This is a genomic window from Acidobacteriota bacterium (assembly GCA_016196065.1).
GTDB lineage: Bacteria > Acidobacteriota > Terriglobia > Terriglobales > Acidobacteriaceae > Acidiflorens.
The window spans coordinates 1,237,850-1,253,333 of sequence record JACPYL010000010.1 but is presented as its reverse complement, the minus strand read 5'-3'; the positions used below and the strand labels follow the sequence as shown (position 1 = coordinate 1,253,333).

11 protein-coding genes and 1 other RNA gene are annotated in these 15,484 nt (G+C 57.2%); 4 read left to right on the top strand and 8 right to left on the bottom strand.

The annotated features are described in order from the left end of the window. Nucleotides 1-31: 31 nt before the first annotated feature. Nucleotides 32-1,786 carry a HAMP domain-containing protein gene (locus HY010_08470; GenBank protein ID MBI3475752.1) on the bottom strand — a complete coding sequence of 585 codons (1,755 nt, stop codon included), beginning with the start codon at nt 1,784-1,786 and terminating at the stop codon, nt 32-34. 35 nt (nt 1,787-1,821) lie between these two features. Then, nucleotides 1,822-2,562 (bottom strand): response regulator transcription factor, encoded by a 741-nt coding sequence (locus tag HY010_08465; GenBank protein MBI3475751.1) that lies wholly within the window; start codon nt 2,560-2,562, stop codon nt 1,822-1,824. Between the two features lie 267 nt (nt 2,563-2,829). Between HY010_08465 and HY010_08460 the strand changes: the two genes are divergently transcribed. Continuing rightward, nucleotides 2,830-3,969 carry a hypothetical protein gene (locus HY010_08460; GenBank protein ID MBI3475750.1) on the top strand — a complete coding sequence of 380 codons (1,140 nt, stop codon included), beginning with the start codon at nt 2,830-2,832 and terminating at the stop codon, nt 3,967-3,969. Between the two features lie 33 nt (nt 3,970-4,002). Here the strand turns inward: HY010_08460 and HY010_08455 are convergent, their stop codons facing one another. After that, on the bottom strand, nt 4,003-6,456 hold the full coding sequence (locus HY010_08455) for an alpha-galactosidase (protein ID MBI3475749.1): 2,454 nt from the start codon (nt 6,454-6,456) through the stop codon (nt 4,003-4,005). 63 nt (nt 6,457-6,519) lie between these two features. Here HY010_08455 and ssrA point away from each other — a divergent pair. The 3 genes from ssrA to HY010_08440 all read left to right on the top strand — a co-directional run bounded on the left by ssrA (nt 6,520) and on the right by HY010_08440 (nt 8,519). Beyond that, nucleotides 6,520-6,888: a transfer-messenger RNA gene (gene ssrA / locus HY010_08450) on the top strand. Between the two features lie 158 nt (nt 6,889-7,046). Further along, nucleotides 7,047-7,610 carry a TetR/AcrR family transcriptional regulator gene (locus tag HY010_08445; protein ID MBI3475748.1) on the top strand — a complete coding sequence of 188 codons (564 nt, stop codon included), beginning with the start codon at nt 7,047-7,049 and terminating at the stop codon, nt 7,608-7,610. 138 nt (nt 7,611-7,748) lie between these two features. Continuing rightward, on the top strand, nt 7,749-8,519 hold the full coding sequence (locus HY010_08440; GenBank protein ID MBI3475747.1) for an SDR family NAD(P)-dependent oxidoreductase: 771 nt from the start codon (nt 7,749-7,751) through the stop codon (nt 8,517-8,519). A gap of 154 nt (nt 8,520-8,673) precedes the next feature. Here HY010_08440 and HY010_08435 read toward each other — a convergent pair whose 3' ends face one another. The 5 genes from HY010_08435 to HY010_08415 all read right to left on the bottom strand — a co-directional run bounded on the left by HY010_08435 (nt 8,674) and on the right by HY010_08415 (nt 15,444). Continuing rightward, a complete protein-coding gene (locus HY010_08435; protein MBI3475746.1) occupies nt 8,674-10,215 on the bottom strand; it encodes a tannase/feruloyl esterase family alpha/beta hydrolase in 1,542 nt (513 codons plus the stop codon). Nucleotides 10,216-10,353: 138 nt separating this feature from the next. Then, nucleotides 10,354-11,946, bottom strand: a complete 1,593-nt coding sequence (locus tag HY010_08430; GenBank protein ID MBI3475745.1) for a carboxylesterase family protein — start codon at nt 11,944-11,946, stop codon at nt 10,354-10,356. A gap of 62 nt (nt 11,947-12,008) precedes the next feature. Beyond that, nucleotides 12,009-12,971 (bottom strand): creatininase family protein, encoded by a 963-nt coding sequence (locus tag HY010_08425; protein MBI3475744.1) that lies wholly within the window; start codon nt 12,969-12,971, stop codon nt 12,009-12,011. Then, nucleotides 12,952-13,875 (bottom strand): creatininase family protein, encoded by a 924-nt coding sequence (locus HY010_08420; GenBank protein MBI3475743.1) that lies wholly within the window; start codon nt 13,873-13,875, stop codon nt 12,952-12,954. Before HY010_08420 ends, HY010_08425 begins: the two co-directional genes overlap by 20 nt. Before the next feature lie 51 nt (nt 13,876-13,926). Next, nucleotides 13,927-15,444 carry a carboxylesterase family protein gene (locus HY010_08415; protein MBI3475742.1) on the bottom strand — a complete coding sequence of 506 codons (1,518 nt, stop codon included), beginning with the start codon at nt 15,442-15,444 and terminating at the stop codon, nt 13,927-13,929. Nucleotides 15,445-15,484 lie beyond the last annotated feature (40 nt).

The window sequence follows — 15,484 nt, the reverse complement described above, 5'->3', positions numbered from 1 at the left end:
GAAAATTTGGGTCTCTAATCTTGCTTGCAGTCTAGGTTACGTGTTTCGCCGCCATCGCCTGTTGGGGCGAAGCGCTGAGCGGGACACGGACTCTGAAGGTTGTCCCCTCCGACGAAGTCTGTTCCACCGCCACGTCGCCGCCGTGGTCTTGCACAATTTTCTGCACGACCGTCAAACCCATGCCCGTGCCATTTTCCTTACCATAACTCACGAAAGGCTCAAACAGGTCGCCGCGCACAGCCTCTGCGATTCCGGGGCCATTGTCGCTGATTCTGATTTCCAGATTTTGTCCCTTGCGGCACAAGTGCACTTCGATATGACCCCGGCCAGACGGCACCACTTCGCAGGCGTTGAGCAGCAAGTTAATTAATGCGCGCTCCAGTTTCTTGAAATCAAACCAGCCTTCGGTCGTGCCATCCCAGGTGATTCGAATCGGCACTTTCTGGAATTCCGGATGGGCTTTGAGCGCTTTGATTGCCGACTCCACCGCTTCCCGCACATCGCCATGAGAAGGATGCAGTGACTCCCGCGTCCGCGAGAATTCCAACAAGGACTCGATCAGATCCGTCATCTGTTTCACCGCCACTCGAATCTCGGCATAGAGATCCTCACGCTGGCTCGATGACAAGTTGCTCTCGCATAAAAATTCCGCATTGGCCATCACCGCGGCGAGCGAATGCCGCAGATCGTGAGAGATTGAACTCGCCATCCGGCCAATCGTGGCCAGACGCTCGGCATCCAGCAATTCACGCTGTGTCGATTGCAGATCAGTACGCATCCGGTCAAATGCGCCGGTCACTTCTGCGACTTCATCTCCTCCGCGGGCCTCTAGAGGATATGCGAAATCACCTCGCCCGAGAGCCCGTACGCCCGCGACCAACGCGTCCAAAGGACGAGTAAAAGTGTGCGAAATCAGGTATACGAGCAAGCTCCCTGCTAGAAGGGCCGCCAAGCCGAGCGCCAACAACAATTCGTTGAGGCTGCTCAGGAACGCCGTGGCCTGATCGAAAGACTTCAGGACCCACAACCGCAATTCCGGAGTCCCCGAACCAGACAGGTCCACGGTCGTAGCCAGAAAACGTTCATCGCCGAGACGGATCTCATCGGGCGTCGCCGCAGTTTTCTGCATGCCTTGCTGCATCTCTTCTTCCTGCGCGGGCTTCAGGGTGCTGCGAACAATCATATTTCCCGACCGGAATACGACTTCGCTGGCGGCGACCTGACTGACTTCGTGTGCGACTCGGTCGTCAATCTCATACCCGAGCACTAGGTATCCCAGGATCTGTTGACCGCTAGCCGGGCCAAAGTAAATGTCCTGCAAAAACACTTCGTAGAGATGTCCTTCGACATACCACCAGTGGCGCGTCTCCGAATGCGACACAATTCCAGGAACAAAATCCTGTGCCTGACGAACAGTGACTTCGCGTGGAGTCGCCTGTAACGCCATCACTTTGCCGGACGGGTCCGCCAAAACCAGCAAGTCGCTTCCAGAGAGAGTCCAAAGATCGTGGGATTGGTCTTGAATGGTGGCGACATCATGTGTCGTCATCAGCGCCCGGACATTCGGCAAATCGGCGAGCAGGGCTGCAGATCGTTCCAGCGTCAGCTCTCGTTGTTTTTGAAAGTTGCGGAAGGCAGAAACTGAATTCTGAAGGTCGCGTTGAATTTGGGTGCGAACCTGCCGCTGCACCGTATGTCGCACCACATACAGCGTGGTAAACGTCAGCGCCGCAGATACGGCAACCATGGACAGCAGGAACTTGGTACGCAGCCGAAGCCCACCCATGGCTCTCCTTCCGTTGACCATTCAGCGCAACTTTCCTACGGAACGAACTTGTAGCCGGCGCTGTGCACGGTTCGGAAGTGCACGGGATTAGCGGGGTCCCGCTCCAGCTTTTGGCGCAGCTTCAGAATATGGTTATCCACTGTCCGCGTGCTCGGATAATTCTTGTATCCCCACACGTGATTCAGCAACTCTTCGCGGGACAGCACGCGTTCGGAGTTCTGAATCATGAATTTCAGGACCTTGAATTCCTGTGCCGTCAACTGCACCACCGCGCCATTGCGGTGCAACTCCATTTTCGAGAAATCGACTTTCGAATCTCCAAAAGAGTAGTTGTCCGAGATCGGCGTGCGCGTCGACCGCCGCATTGCCGTTCGCACCCGAGCCAGCAATTCGCGCGGACTGAAGGGCTTCGTCACATAGTCGTGAGCGCCCAACTCGAGCAGCAGGACTTTATCCATCACGTCGGTGCGGGCACTCAAAATTATGATCGGCAGCGAAGGCGCGGCCGCGCTGATCTCACGGCAGACATCCTGCCCCAGCATTCCGGGTAGACGAAGATCCAGCAGCACTACCGATGGGACGGAGCCACGAAACAGGTCCAGTCCTTCTGCACCGTTGCCAGCAACGTCCACCTGGAATCCTTCGCCCTCGAACAAACGCCGCAGGGCCTTCTGCACGCCGCGATCGTCTTCGATCACCAGGATACGTTCATGGCTGACCGGCGGCGCCTCTACCGGAGTGTTTTGCGAGATCACCGATTTGTCTTCTGCTGCCATAATCATTGCAACCAAATCATACCCCGAAAAATCACGTTAGCACGCGAATCGAGCCGAAAACAGGCCCGAATTGACAGGAATTTGACAAATGTCAGGCGCTTCGTCTTTTTCGGCTATTCGGCCGCTAGAAATCCCATCCGCTCACTTTATCCCTCTTTGCGAGTCTCACAGCGACGAGGTGAGTGCGAGATGGTCAGACTGGGAATCGTTGTTCGCGGCCTTTTCGAGCTGCGTACCGCCAACAGAATGTATCTGGATCTCCGAGCAATGTTGTGGTCCCTCTCTCTAGGTGCACTTGTTCTTCTGTTTGTATCCGCAGCCCAATCGCAAACCGTCCCGATCGCTCCCGACTCCCCACGCTGGGAACTGGAAGGCGAAGCCAAGGCGACCGAATATCAAGGACGCAAGAGCCTCCTGCTCAATGGCGGCGCAGCAACCGTAAAGGACTTTGAAATGCGCGACGGCGTCATCGACGTCGACGTCGCAACACCTGCGCGACGGGGATTCTTTGGCATTCAATTTCGGGGCGACAGTGCTGGACTCAACGGCGAGTGGGTCTATCTTCGCCAGCATAAATCAGGGCTTCCCGATGCGATGCAATACACGCCGGTCCTCAACACCGGACTCAACTGGCAACTCTACAACGGACCCGGCTTCACTGGGGCAGTCGAAATCCCGAGTGACGCATGGTTCCACTTACGCCTGGAAATCACCGGCGCACAAGCCAAACTTTACGTCAGCGACATGGACACACCCGCACTCGTAATGAACGACTTGAAGAGCGGCATTCAAAGAGGCCAGATCGCGCTCGCCGTCCTGATCGGCGAAACCTATTTTTCGAATTTTGAAATGCGGGCAACGCCAGACACGCCCTGGGAGCGCCACTTGCCTCCTATGCCGCCAGGTACTCTGTCGAAGTGGAGTATCTCCCCTGCGTACGACGCGCTCGCTCGCAATCTGGAACGTCCGCTGACGGCCTCCGAAAGCAAAGCGATCCAGTGGCAGGATGTGGAAGCGGAGCCACCCGGGCTCGTGGCGCTCTATCGGTACCGTACAGCGCCGCATCCGAGGGTCTCGTTCGCGACCGACTTTTCCAAACGCCTTGACCCGCAGCCCGGGATGAAGGTCCTCTATGCGCGAACCACCATCGAGTCCGATCGCGACCAGGTGAAAAAACTCTACCTCGGCTATAGCGACGACGTCAGCGTCTTCTTAAATGGACAGATACTCTACCGCGGACGCAGCGCCCAGAACTTCCGCGATCCCGGATTCCTCGGCATCGTCAATCCGGAGAACGACGCGATCTACGTCCACTTGAAAAAAGGCAGCAACGAACTTGTGCTCGGGTTGAGTGAACTGGGTGGAGGTTGGGGATTTATCTGCAGGTTGGCGGAGCTGGACAACTGAACTTGGCGAACCGCGGTTGGGCCGAAGAGAAACCTAAGCCTTGCGGGCGAACCTAACCTGCCACATCGTCGAAGTGCCAGCATCAAAACGAGCCCGGACACGCAACAAATCCGATTGTATCTGTCTGATGGAAAACGGCCCTGATTCCTGAAAGTAGTCAGGACGCTCATTGTCCCATCTGTATTCGCGCGGCATGTAGATGCTGATGTTGTGCGCCGTCCCTGCAGGTCCCAGTGAAGTACCGCTCAGGGTCTTGGAGTCCGCGTCCCACATCACATTCTCAAGCTCCACCGCTCCCTGTGTGAAGTGCCGGTCGGTCGAGACTACGCGCGGGATTCCCGTCTGCGGATGAATACTCAGCAGTGCCACCGATTCGGGATCAACACGCACTGCAAGTTCTCGATCAATTTCTCCGAGCAAGCGTTGACTCCAGAATTCAAACGCGGTGTAACTCTTGGCATCGGGAAGACGCAAGCGGTGCAGGGGAACGCTCTTCGTCACGATCGCATCCGTATAGTTAAAGAGCGCCACGACCGACCACTGCGCGAACTTCGTCTTGACCGCAATCTCGAAAATCTCCGGCTTGTCCCGTTCAAACAAATCAACCGGACGCGCCGCCACCCCATACGATGGGTACACTCTCCGTAGAATCTCCAACCGGTCGGGATCGAGATCCACCAAGCGATCACCCGAAATCATGGTGCCGCCCGAAAGCGCGATGATCGATGCCGCCGCTCGCGCCTGACCCAGCGTCAACAGAGCGAGTCCCAGATGGTCGGCGTCGTTGGTCCAGGTCTTCCGGTTGAAGTAGTACCGCTTCGCCATCGCGGGACCGTTGCTATTGAAATTTGCGGTGTACTGTTCCCACGTCAAGTGAGGCAGATCAACTTCGATGCGAGCGCTGTCCAGTAATCCGACGGTCGTGTTCATGGGACCACAATCGAGCAGATGACGGCGCGGCCCAATCGCGTCGCGCATCACTTCAAATCCCTTGCGATAGGCCGCCGCTTTGCTGAACGTCGGATCGTGATAACGATCCGCGCTCAGGATGGTCCACTCAACGAAATCAATCTTGATGAAATCGTAGCCCCAGTCGTCGGCTGCTTTCTTGAACACGCCGTGCATCCACGCCGCCGCATCGGGATGAGTCACATCAAGACCATAAATTTTCTTCATCAGGCTCGGGATGCCATACGCGCCGACCTGCGGAGTGCTCAAGCCGCCACCACACTGTCGAGGCTTGCCTTGATCATCGGTGAGGAGCCAGTCTGGATGCCGCTCCCGCACTTCTGTACCTTCCGCAATGCAATAGGGTGCAAACCACAGCCCGGCGCGGAGACCCTGCTCGCGAATTTTTCCCGCCAGCCATTTCATGCCATGCGGAAAATTCTGATTCCCTTCCCAGTCTCCGTAGGTGCGAAACCAGCCCGCATCAACCTGGACATACTCCAGCCCATACCCTTTCAGCGTCCGCGCCGCGAATTCCGCATTCCGCAGAATCTCGTCCTCGTTGATGTACTCGTGCGAGTAGTACCAGTTGCACCATCCATTGATGATCGGGTTCAGCCGCACCTGATGAACATCCGCCACGGCTTGCGCGTAACTTTCGAGAGCTGTGAAAGGGTCGGGGCCAATATTGAAGATGAACTTTCCCGACGTCGCACTCGCGCCCGGCCGCAACACGCATTCATTGCAGAGCGATTCCGCCGTCAGAGACATGCTGCCGTGCGCCTGAAACAATTCGAGCGTGCGGTCGTACAGCGCAGAGATGCGTCCGGTGGCGGCGTTATTGTCGAGGTAGCCGACGACGAGCGCTTCTTCTTGCGGCCCGCGATAAAACCCCATGTTCCACATGCTCGTAGTCGCATGGAGGTTGGACATTTCCTCGACCCGGCCCGGGTCGGGATACATGTAGCCGTTGGTGAGCGCTTTGCTGGCGTCGCCCCAACCGCATTCGCCTCCTTCTTCCAACACCGCGCGCACCGGTTCAATCCGTGTAAGACGCACGTCTCGGCCAGAAGCGTTGCGGCAAATGACTTCAACCACCAGCGCATTCCGACCGTCGTACAGGCTCAGCAGGATTTCAAAATCCACCTGCTTTCGCCGGTCGAAGCACTTTGCCGAAATCTGCCGCCCATTCCCGAGCGCATCTTGCACGGAGCGGACCGACACCGACCGTTGATATTCCGAATCCGCCGTCGACCGCACCGAGTTGCCAAAAGCCGCGCGTGCCACCACATTCCGCAGGAGAATCGGCCCGCCTTTGCGATCCACATGGATTCGACCCGTGGCGCTGTCGAAGCGGGCAGTCAGAAACTGGTTCTCGATCTGTTCCGCGGCGCCAGCGGTCCGGGCTTCCAAAGACCAGGGGCCGGTAGCGTAGAGCACAACCCCTCCCATGGACACTGCTTTCACGAAGTCGCGGCGGTTCTTCACGATGCAGGGATTGTATCGTGCAAATGATGGACGAGAGGGGCCCTTCGGCATTTGACATCCCGGCCGGGGGTGCGACAATAGAGGTAGTTCTTTGAAGGCCAATCCCACCAAGTTGGGGGCGTCACGGTTTCGACGGAGATGCTTGCGGCCAAGAGGCATGCCGGGGTGCACACACCCGTGATCGCGTGCAAAATGATAATTGCCAATCAACAGATGGCATACGCAGCCTAACTAGTTTAGGCAGCCGTTCCCGGAAGCTTCGCCCGTGGGCCTCCGAAGGACGTCGCACAGCGGGCTGCTCTTCTCTTCTACGTCTGGGGAGAGAGGTTAAGATCTCAGGCTAGCGGCAACCGTTTCTTGTCCGTTCTGAGCGGCGGTCGCGAACGTCCCAGGGTAATGCCTGGGGCATGAACGTGAATAAGCATGTAGTCTCTTGACCAGTAACACTTTCGGACGCGGGTTCGACTCCCGCCGCCTCCACCACTATATCGTTTATTATCAATCATTTACAAACACATTTTGATTTCGTACAATAGTAGTCTGCAGAGGCGGGTTCTCCGCCGACTTCCTTTAAACAGTCTTCCTTCTGACTGAAATCTTTGAATCTGAGGATTATATATATAATCCAATGAAGAACCGATATGCGTTACGAACCGGAACACAAGACGCAAACGCGCGATCGTATCGTGCGGAACGCCGCTCGCAAGCTTCGCGCTCAGGGGCTGAGCAGCCCTGGCGTCGCCAGTGTGATGAAAGCCTCGGGCCTGACCGTCGGCGGCTTTTACAAGCACTTTCGGAGCAAGGACGAGCTTCTCGCTGAGGCCATTGCCCAGGCATTCGCGGAATCTAACGAGAATATCCGTTCCGCCCTGGAACACGTGCCGCGTGAGGACAAGTGGAAGGAACTCGTTCGACTGTACCTCTCAACCGAGCACTGTGATCATCCCGACACCGGTTGCCCGGTTGCGGCGCTGGCGCCTGAAATCGCTCGTGCCAAGCTTAGCGTCAGAAAACGAATTGCCGGCCTGATGAACGAGTGGGTGGAATTCATGCCAGGAGCAACGGCAAGAGAGCGAGAACGAAACCTTTTCGTCATCTATAGTGCGATGGCCGGTGCTATATCCATCGCCCGTATTCTTACCGACCCTGCCGACAGGCAGAAACTATTGGCCAGTGTTCGAGATCACCTTTTGCAGAGCTGGTGATTTTTTTGCATCCATAGGATTACATTAATAATCCTACACCACTAACGCGGGATCGAAAGATGAACTCGTGGGGACTGAAAAGTTATCCGGTCCGTAGAACTCAACGCGTCTCCCTGGACAGGGTGACGAAAGGACTTTATGAAACTCACTAATCGCACCATCCTCATCACCGGGGGCTCCGCCGGCATCGGCCTCGCTTTCGCGCTCAAGTTCGTCGAACTCGGCAACGAGGTCATCGTGACTGGTCGGCGCCAGGCGGTGCTCGATAAGGTGAAGGCAAAGTACCCGAAGATTCACACCATCCAGAGCGACGTCGCGGATCCCGCTCAGATCGCCGCCCTCGCAGCACGCGTGAAAGCGGATTTTCCCGGGCTCGACGTGCTGATGAACAATGCCGGCATCATGCTCTACAAGAACCTCAAGGCCCCGGCGGCCGACCTGGCTGGGCTAATGGCGGAGCTGAACATCAATGTCGGCGGCGTAGTCGGCATGACCTCCGCGTCCATCGACATCCTCACGGCCAATAAGGGTACGGTCATCAACGTGTCGTCCGGGCTCGCCTTCGTGCCGCTGCCGGCCGCGCCGATCTACTGCGCTACTAAGGCAGCAATCCACTCGTACACCCAGTCGCTGCGGTTCCAATTGGAGGAAACCGGCGTCGAGGTCATCGAACTCATGCCCCCAGCGGTGAAGACGGACATGACAGCAGAAATTTCGGAGGGCGGCGGCAGCGTGATCACTACTGACGAACTGGTGAAGCAATCCTTCGGATCCCTGAAGGCGGGCGCCCTCGAAATCCGCCCTGGACAGTCGAAAACACTCGCGTGGATGCGCCGCCTCGCCCCTGGTTTCATCAACAGGCAGCTCTGGAAGGCATCCAAGAAGCTGGTCCCGGTGCAGGTGGGATAGCTGGCATACGGAAGGAATGGAAAGGGGTGACTTGCGGGGTCGTAGGAACTGGTGCTTTTTCCCAATCCATCGCGGCGAATCCGTGGGATACTGTGGTGGCTACGAGTGTCCCTTGGACCCCAGAGCCAAAAACATTTTCGTACAATTCTTTGATTTACCGGCACTCGAAGCTACTGGCGTCTCCGGTGTCGCCCTGACCCTTGTAGTGGGTGTGTTTGGGATGAGCACAAAGCGGACGGCTACGTCCGGGGAACGCCTTGCCGGTCGCAATCACTGATGTCGGCTCGATTCCCTTCTCCACCCAGTCGACCATGGCGCCTAATAAGTCAAACTGATCCAGCGCCTGACCTCCCGCACAGTGGCTCATCCCCGGAACAAAGTAGAACTGACTCCACTTCGATACTGATTCCATACCGCCGTTGGCAGCAGCCATGTCCTTGTAATAGCCAAACGTGTCGAGCGGTGAGAACCACGGATCGCTGTCGCCGTGGTAGAAAATTAGCTTCCCGCCGTGACTGGAGAATGTAGTCAAGTTCGTGGACATTGAGTCCACCAGAGGCTGGATGTCCGCCAGTGCTTCCTTATCAACATCCAATGACATGTCGGTAGTCGCAGGTCCGAAGATGCCGGGTCCGGGAGACAGCAATCCGCGGAAAGGGGGTCCGCTGGTGATGCCCCTATCGTAAAGGAACGCAGGATACACCTGTGTTCCGGTCGAGGTTTTCGGGCCGCCAAGGGCCTTCTTGATGGCTGCCGCTTTCTCCGGCGCCAAACAGGAGTCGCTCTTCGCGCCCGTGCACGACAGCATCTCAGGATCGAAATCGCACGCGAGAGGATCCGAGATCAGGCCGTCGGCGACTCCGTCTTTTGCATCGCATCGCTTGAGGAGAGCGTCGTTGATCAGTTTGCGGTCGTTGTCAGTAATGGCCTGCTCGATGAGTGGCTTTCCATTCGCGTCTTTGGGCGCGATCTGATTGAAGGAAATGGGTATCCATCTCCCGATGGTCAAGTTGGAAAGCCCGGTCCGCATGGCCGGATCGCCGGAGATGATGCCATCGAACACCGTGGGATAGCGTTGCGAGAGAACCATCCCTTCGCGGCCGCCGGTGGAACATCCTGAGAAGTAGGAATGGGCGGCGGACTTTCCGTAGTACTGAGCGATGAGTTGTTTTGCAACCGCAGCGACCTGAGCGTTGGCGAGATAGGCGAAATCCAGATAGGCCTGCTCGTCTTTCATGAAATCGAAGTCGAATGGTCCTCGATGGCTCTTATGACCGGTATCGGTGCTGACCACGGCAAAGCCACGCATCAGGGCCGGCGTGTCTCCCGCGGCGTTGAGACCAAGCGGAGCCATCACGACTCCATTTCCGCCACCTCCACCTTGCATCAGGAAATCGGTATTCCATTTATCAGGCATCGCCAGGGCGAAATTGATGCCGAACTCCTCGCCGCCGACTCCAGTGCGCCGATTGATCACGCCTTCGACCCGGCAATAGGCAGGGATTGGCGCGCTGTGACCCGGCCCCCACGGGTTCGGCTCCGTGGTTCCGGCGGGAATTGGAACGGATTTGGTAATTTCCACGCCGGGATTCTTGAACTTCGTCAGAGCGGCGCATGAGTCTATCTGCTGCGCCGAAGCACAGGCAGACAGCGCGCTAAGGATCCAAACTAACCTTCGGCCGAATTGGGAATTCATGTCGCCTCACGTTTCTGTACCGCCAGAGCCTGCGGGCAGTTCGCTTAAGGATTTGGGCTGCTATTGAAGGCGATTGGCCGCACGCACGAGTTATTCCAAGTCATTCGGGAACCAACCAACGTTAGAACGAACTGTAACCTAATGCGGTGCAGCGGTCACTTCATCCGTTCGGCGCCAGGAAAAATAGTCGTCCAGTACCTTCAGCCCATTTTCGTTAACCATTGGCCCGGCCTTGGTATTTCCCGCTTCAATGTGCAGCATCTGCGGGGTGGCATCGCTGTAAACTGGCCACTTCGGCAAGCCGGCACCGTTGGGATCGCCGGTTTTGGCGAAATTGGTCCAATAGGTGCGCAGCATGTCCGAAAGTGCTTCGTCTTTTTGGGTGGGAGCGGGGCGATTGTGTTCCGTGAGTTGGCGGAAAACATAGGGAAGCTCCGAAGCGTGTCGCGCTCCGTAGCCAGCGGGGTCAGATCCGGCAGGAAGTTCAGCTTTTTCATCAAAGTAATAGACGAACACGTTGGACTTCCCTGTTTTCGTTTGCAGACGAGCCCATACCCAGGTGTTCCAGCCAAACGACGAGTCGCGCATCAGATTGCGCGCCGTCCACTTTTCAGCAAGGCTTTCACCACCGGAGTAAACAGCGAGAATCTTGTCGGCAAACTCGCGGTACCGTTCTCGCACACTCTGAACGTAGGCTGCTTGTGACTTAGGATTTCCGAACAATAAACCTTCGTCGGAGTTGTAACCGACCAGAACCGGGACGTCGTTGTATTGGCCTGACTGGTAGAGTTTGTATTGATCTCCGGCAATGACCCATCCATCCATATTTGGGCGAGCCCAACCGAATTGACCCGGTATCATCGTTTGCAACTTCTCAGCCGGGATCTTCCGCAATTCCGCGACGTTGGCGACTCCTGCGGATGATAGCCAGTCGACGGTTCTCTTCTCAGCGCTGGCCAACGGTTCCGATTCGCCGAAAGACGCATCGACCCGCACCGGCCCGAAAGAACCTCCGCTCTCGGCGATTGCGCCGCGAAACAGGCCCTTCGTAAGCGGCGATGCGCAGAGGATGCTTACCGCAACCGCGCCTGCCGATTCGCCCTGTATTGTCACCCGCTTTGGATCGCCGCCGAACGCGGAAATGTTCCTTTCGACCCACTGCAATCCGGCGATCATGTCGAGGAGGCCGTAGTTGCCCGATACATGGTGGGGACTTTCGGCGCTCAGTTCGGGGTGTGCCAAAAAACCAAACACGCCCAGGCGATACCCAAGGGAAACTACGACGACACCCTTGTGAGCCAACCATTCGCCGTGGTAAAGCTTCTCTGCGGGCGCGCCTGCAACGAAACCTCCACCATGAATCCAGACCAGAACTGGCAACTTCTCCCCTGCGCTCTTGGCGGGCGTCCAGACGTTCAGGTACAGACAATCCTCGCTGGGGGCGGGCAGATCTGCGATTGCCGCATTTGTCTGAATACACGCGCGGCCGAACTCGTCCGCGGCGCGAACTCCATTCCACTTCGAGGCAGGTTGAGGCGGCCGCCAGCGAAGGTTGCCGATCGGTGGAGCAGCGAAAGGAATTCCGCGATAAACGCGGAGCCCGTCCTCGACAGTTCCCTGGAGCAGGCCGCCTTCCACCTTGACGGTTTCAGCAAAAGCGGCACTCCCGACCAAGCCCAATAGAGTCAGACCCAATAGCCCGACTGCAACCCTACACTGCGAAGAAATCATCTTCTCGCTCTCCTTCTCCTTGTTGCCAGGTACGCTACCGCCGTATATCGGGCCGCCGCGGATCAAGGCAGCAGATCGTTGAACTTCGGGATCAGGTACTCACGCGTAAACCGGTCGTGGTCCCGCAGGGATTGCGCGATCCTATTTATGTCTGCCATCTTGACCGCGGCGTCGATCGTGTCCGAGCCTTCTTTTGCCCAGGCGGCTCTTTGCTCGGCCGTGACCGCTTGCACGGGCGCGCCGGATTCGTCCTCAAACCCGAAGAACCCCACGGTGCCATTTCGGGCGCCGCCACTCACCCTGAGCGCTTGAAGCGTGCGGAGTCCCTGATCGATGGCGTGGTTCGGAATCTCGGGCCTTAGATTCAACGGAATATCATCGAGCCGGCCCACGATGGAGTACGCCCCAAAGAAAACTTTGTTCATGTCCGCCTTCACCTTCTGAAGCAAAATGTCTCCTTCGAGGTAAAGCGCGGGTGTTCGCGTCTCGTAGAAGAACTCGAGTGCCAAGGGGCTGACGGTTTCCGGTCCCGCCGCATTCCCGACTGTGATGTATATCTGGCGCTTGAAGCCTTGCCTCAGTAGAGAACGCGCAATGGGCTTCAGATAGGCGATGGCCTGGGTGGAGCTGACCTGCACCGTTCCGCGCCCAATCATTCCATCTCCGGGATAGGTGAATTGCAGATTGGGAAACACCAGGGCATTAGTTTCTTCGGCCAGTTTCAGGGCGAGTGCCTCGGCGGCGACGTACTCACAGTCAACCGGCAACACGCCATGCGCCTGGATATTTCCAATCGGAACGAAAATGAGATCGTTGTACTGGAGGTATTTCTCCACTTCGACGTTGCTCAAGCTCGTAAAGTAATGGGTCCGCACCGGCGGTGGAGGCACCGGCTCCGGGGCCAGGAAGGGAGGTGTAATTGGCGGTGGGGCCAGAGGCGCAGCCGTCTGTGCGTTCACTGCTCCAGCAAGACTTAGCCAGAGAAGCCCCGATACAATCCACGCCCTAGTGTTGATGAATGTCATTGGATTTCTCCCCTCCCGCTTGATTCGGAAACATCCAGCCATATTGGGGAAGGATGTGCTCCTGGGTAAATTTGTCATGATCTCGCAAAGCCCCGAGGATGCTCTTGATGTCGATACTCTTCACGGATTCATCGATCATCTCCGCGCCTTCCTTGCCCCACTGGGCGCGTTGTTCGGCCGTAACGGCCTTGGCAGGGCCGATATGGTCGGTGTAGTGGCTCATATAGAAGCCGATGGCCCCGCTTTGCGGCCCGACGGGAAATAGATTGTTAATGCCCGGATCGGCGGGATGTTCCGGCACCGGCTCAGACAAATTGACCGGAATGTCCTCCAGCCTGCCGGCAATGGCGTAAGCGCCATAAGTCATCTTGGCGAAATCTGCAAAATCCGGCGGTTTGGTATCGCTCCTTGGGCGGTGAAACATCGCCGACTCCAGATAAAGAATGGGGACGTGAGTCTCGTCATAAAACTGCCTCACCAGCGGGCTCACGGTCTGCCAGGATGGCGCATGGCCGGTGATATAAACCTGTCTGTGAAACCCCTGCCGCAGAAGTGAACGCGCAATCGTCAGCAGATAAGCAGTGCCTTCCGACGGGGTCACGTGCACAGCACCTCTTCCAACCACCGTTGCATCGGGAAAGAAATAGGCCAGCCCTGGCAGGACCAGGCCGTCTCCCTCCTCCGCAAGTTTCATGGAGTACGCGAGCGGGCCAACATACTCGGCATCGATCGGCATCTCCGCGTGTGGCTCAACCGTTCCCACGGTTACGAAGATCACGTCGTTGCGTTTGAGATACTGCTCGATCTCCGTGTTGGTCATGTGAGTCAGAATGCGCGTCCGCATTTTGGGGGGAGCTTGGCCCAAGAGCGTGGAGCTGAACAACAGGGCGATCACCAGAATCATGATTCGGCGCATGCAAAGCCTCCATCGTTTCCAAAAGGTTGATGTGCTGGACTATTTCACTCCGTGCGTGCGAAGGAACTCCACCTGCCCCGCGCGGGGATGCGGCCTCATGCTGGGATTCTTGTCCACAATCATGATGGGACTATGAAGTCCCTTGAACACTTCCCAGGCGGGCAGGCCTTTGCCATTCGGATCCACGTCCTTAGCGAAATTCGTCCAATACTGCATGACAATGTTTTGCAGTTTGAGATCCTGATCGGGGACGGAAGCTCTCCAGTGGCTCATCAGGCCGAACACATAAGGAAGTTCCGCACCGTGGTCCGCTCCGAGGCGCAGGCCGAGAGTGGGGGGCTCGCTGTTGTAGCCTCCCTCGTCCAGATAGTCGAAATAGTAAAGATAGACATTTGACCCGATGCTGGTCATCGATGCTGCGAGGTTTTGCTCCCCTAGAGCCATGCGATCCGCAAACATGCGTTGCTGAGAGGCCTTGGAAGCCTCCTCGGAATCGTTGGGATACAAGCTCAGGAATTTGTCCGCGTCTGCGCCGTACATCTTGCGTGCCTGCTCGGCATATTCGCCGGCCGGCACTGGCGAACGGAAAAGGTGCTGCCCCTCATCGGAGTTCGAGCCCACGATCATGGCGACTTTGTTCTGCTTGCCCTCGTTCAACAAGGTGACCGGGCTGGCCGGAAAAAACCGCCCATCCACGTTCGATTCCGCCGAGCCGTCGGACAACATCTTTTCGGCCGGCATTGCCCGCAAGTCTGCCAGGGAGTGGGCGCCGACAGAGTCCGCAAACTTGACTCCGGCTTTTTCTCCATCCTCCAAAGACAGCAGTTCAGTCCTAGCGAATCCTGCCCCAACTCCGCCGCTTTCGACGATCGCTGCGCGGAACAGGCCCTTCGACAGCGGACTCACCACCTGAGAAGTCACCGAGAACGCGCCTCCGGACTGTCCGAAGATCGTGACCTTGTTGGGATCACCGCCAAACGCAGCGATATTGCGATGCACCCACTGCAGCGCGGCATTTTGATCGAGCAGCCCATAGTTTCCGGAGGTGTGGTAGGGAGATTCCTTGGTCAATTCCGGATGAGCGAAGAACCCGAGAATGCCCAGACGGTAGTTCAGAGTGACGACGACAATCCCCTTTTTGGCCAGTTCTTCGCCGTCGTACAGGGCCTCGCGCGCGGAGCCTACGCGCAGACCGCCTCCGTGGATATAAACCATCACGGGCAGCGCGGCCTTGTCCTTCGCCGGAGTCCACACGTTCAGATAGAGGCAGTCTTCACTCTTCGGAAAATCGCCTTTGGGAAAGTTCTGGATGCAACCGTCGCTGAAATGATCGGCTTTGCGGACTCCCTCCCACTGGCGAGGAGGGCGTGGCTCAACCCAGCGCAAGTTCCTCACCGGAGGCTCCGCATATGGAATACCTTTGAAAGCTGTGATACTGGGATCTCTGCCCGGTACGCCGCTGACCAGACCGCTCTCTGTGCGAAGCGACTGCTTGATCTGCGAATAGCAGGTTGCCATCATCAGAACAGTCGACAAAACTGCCCAGAAAGTCTTCACGACGCCCCCTATCATCTGTTGGCGCGGGCATGTCTGCGAT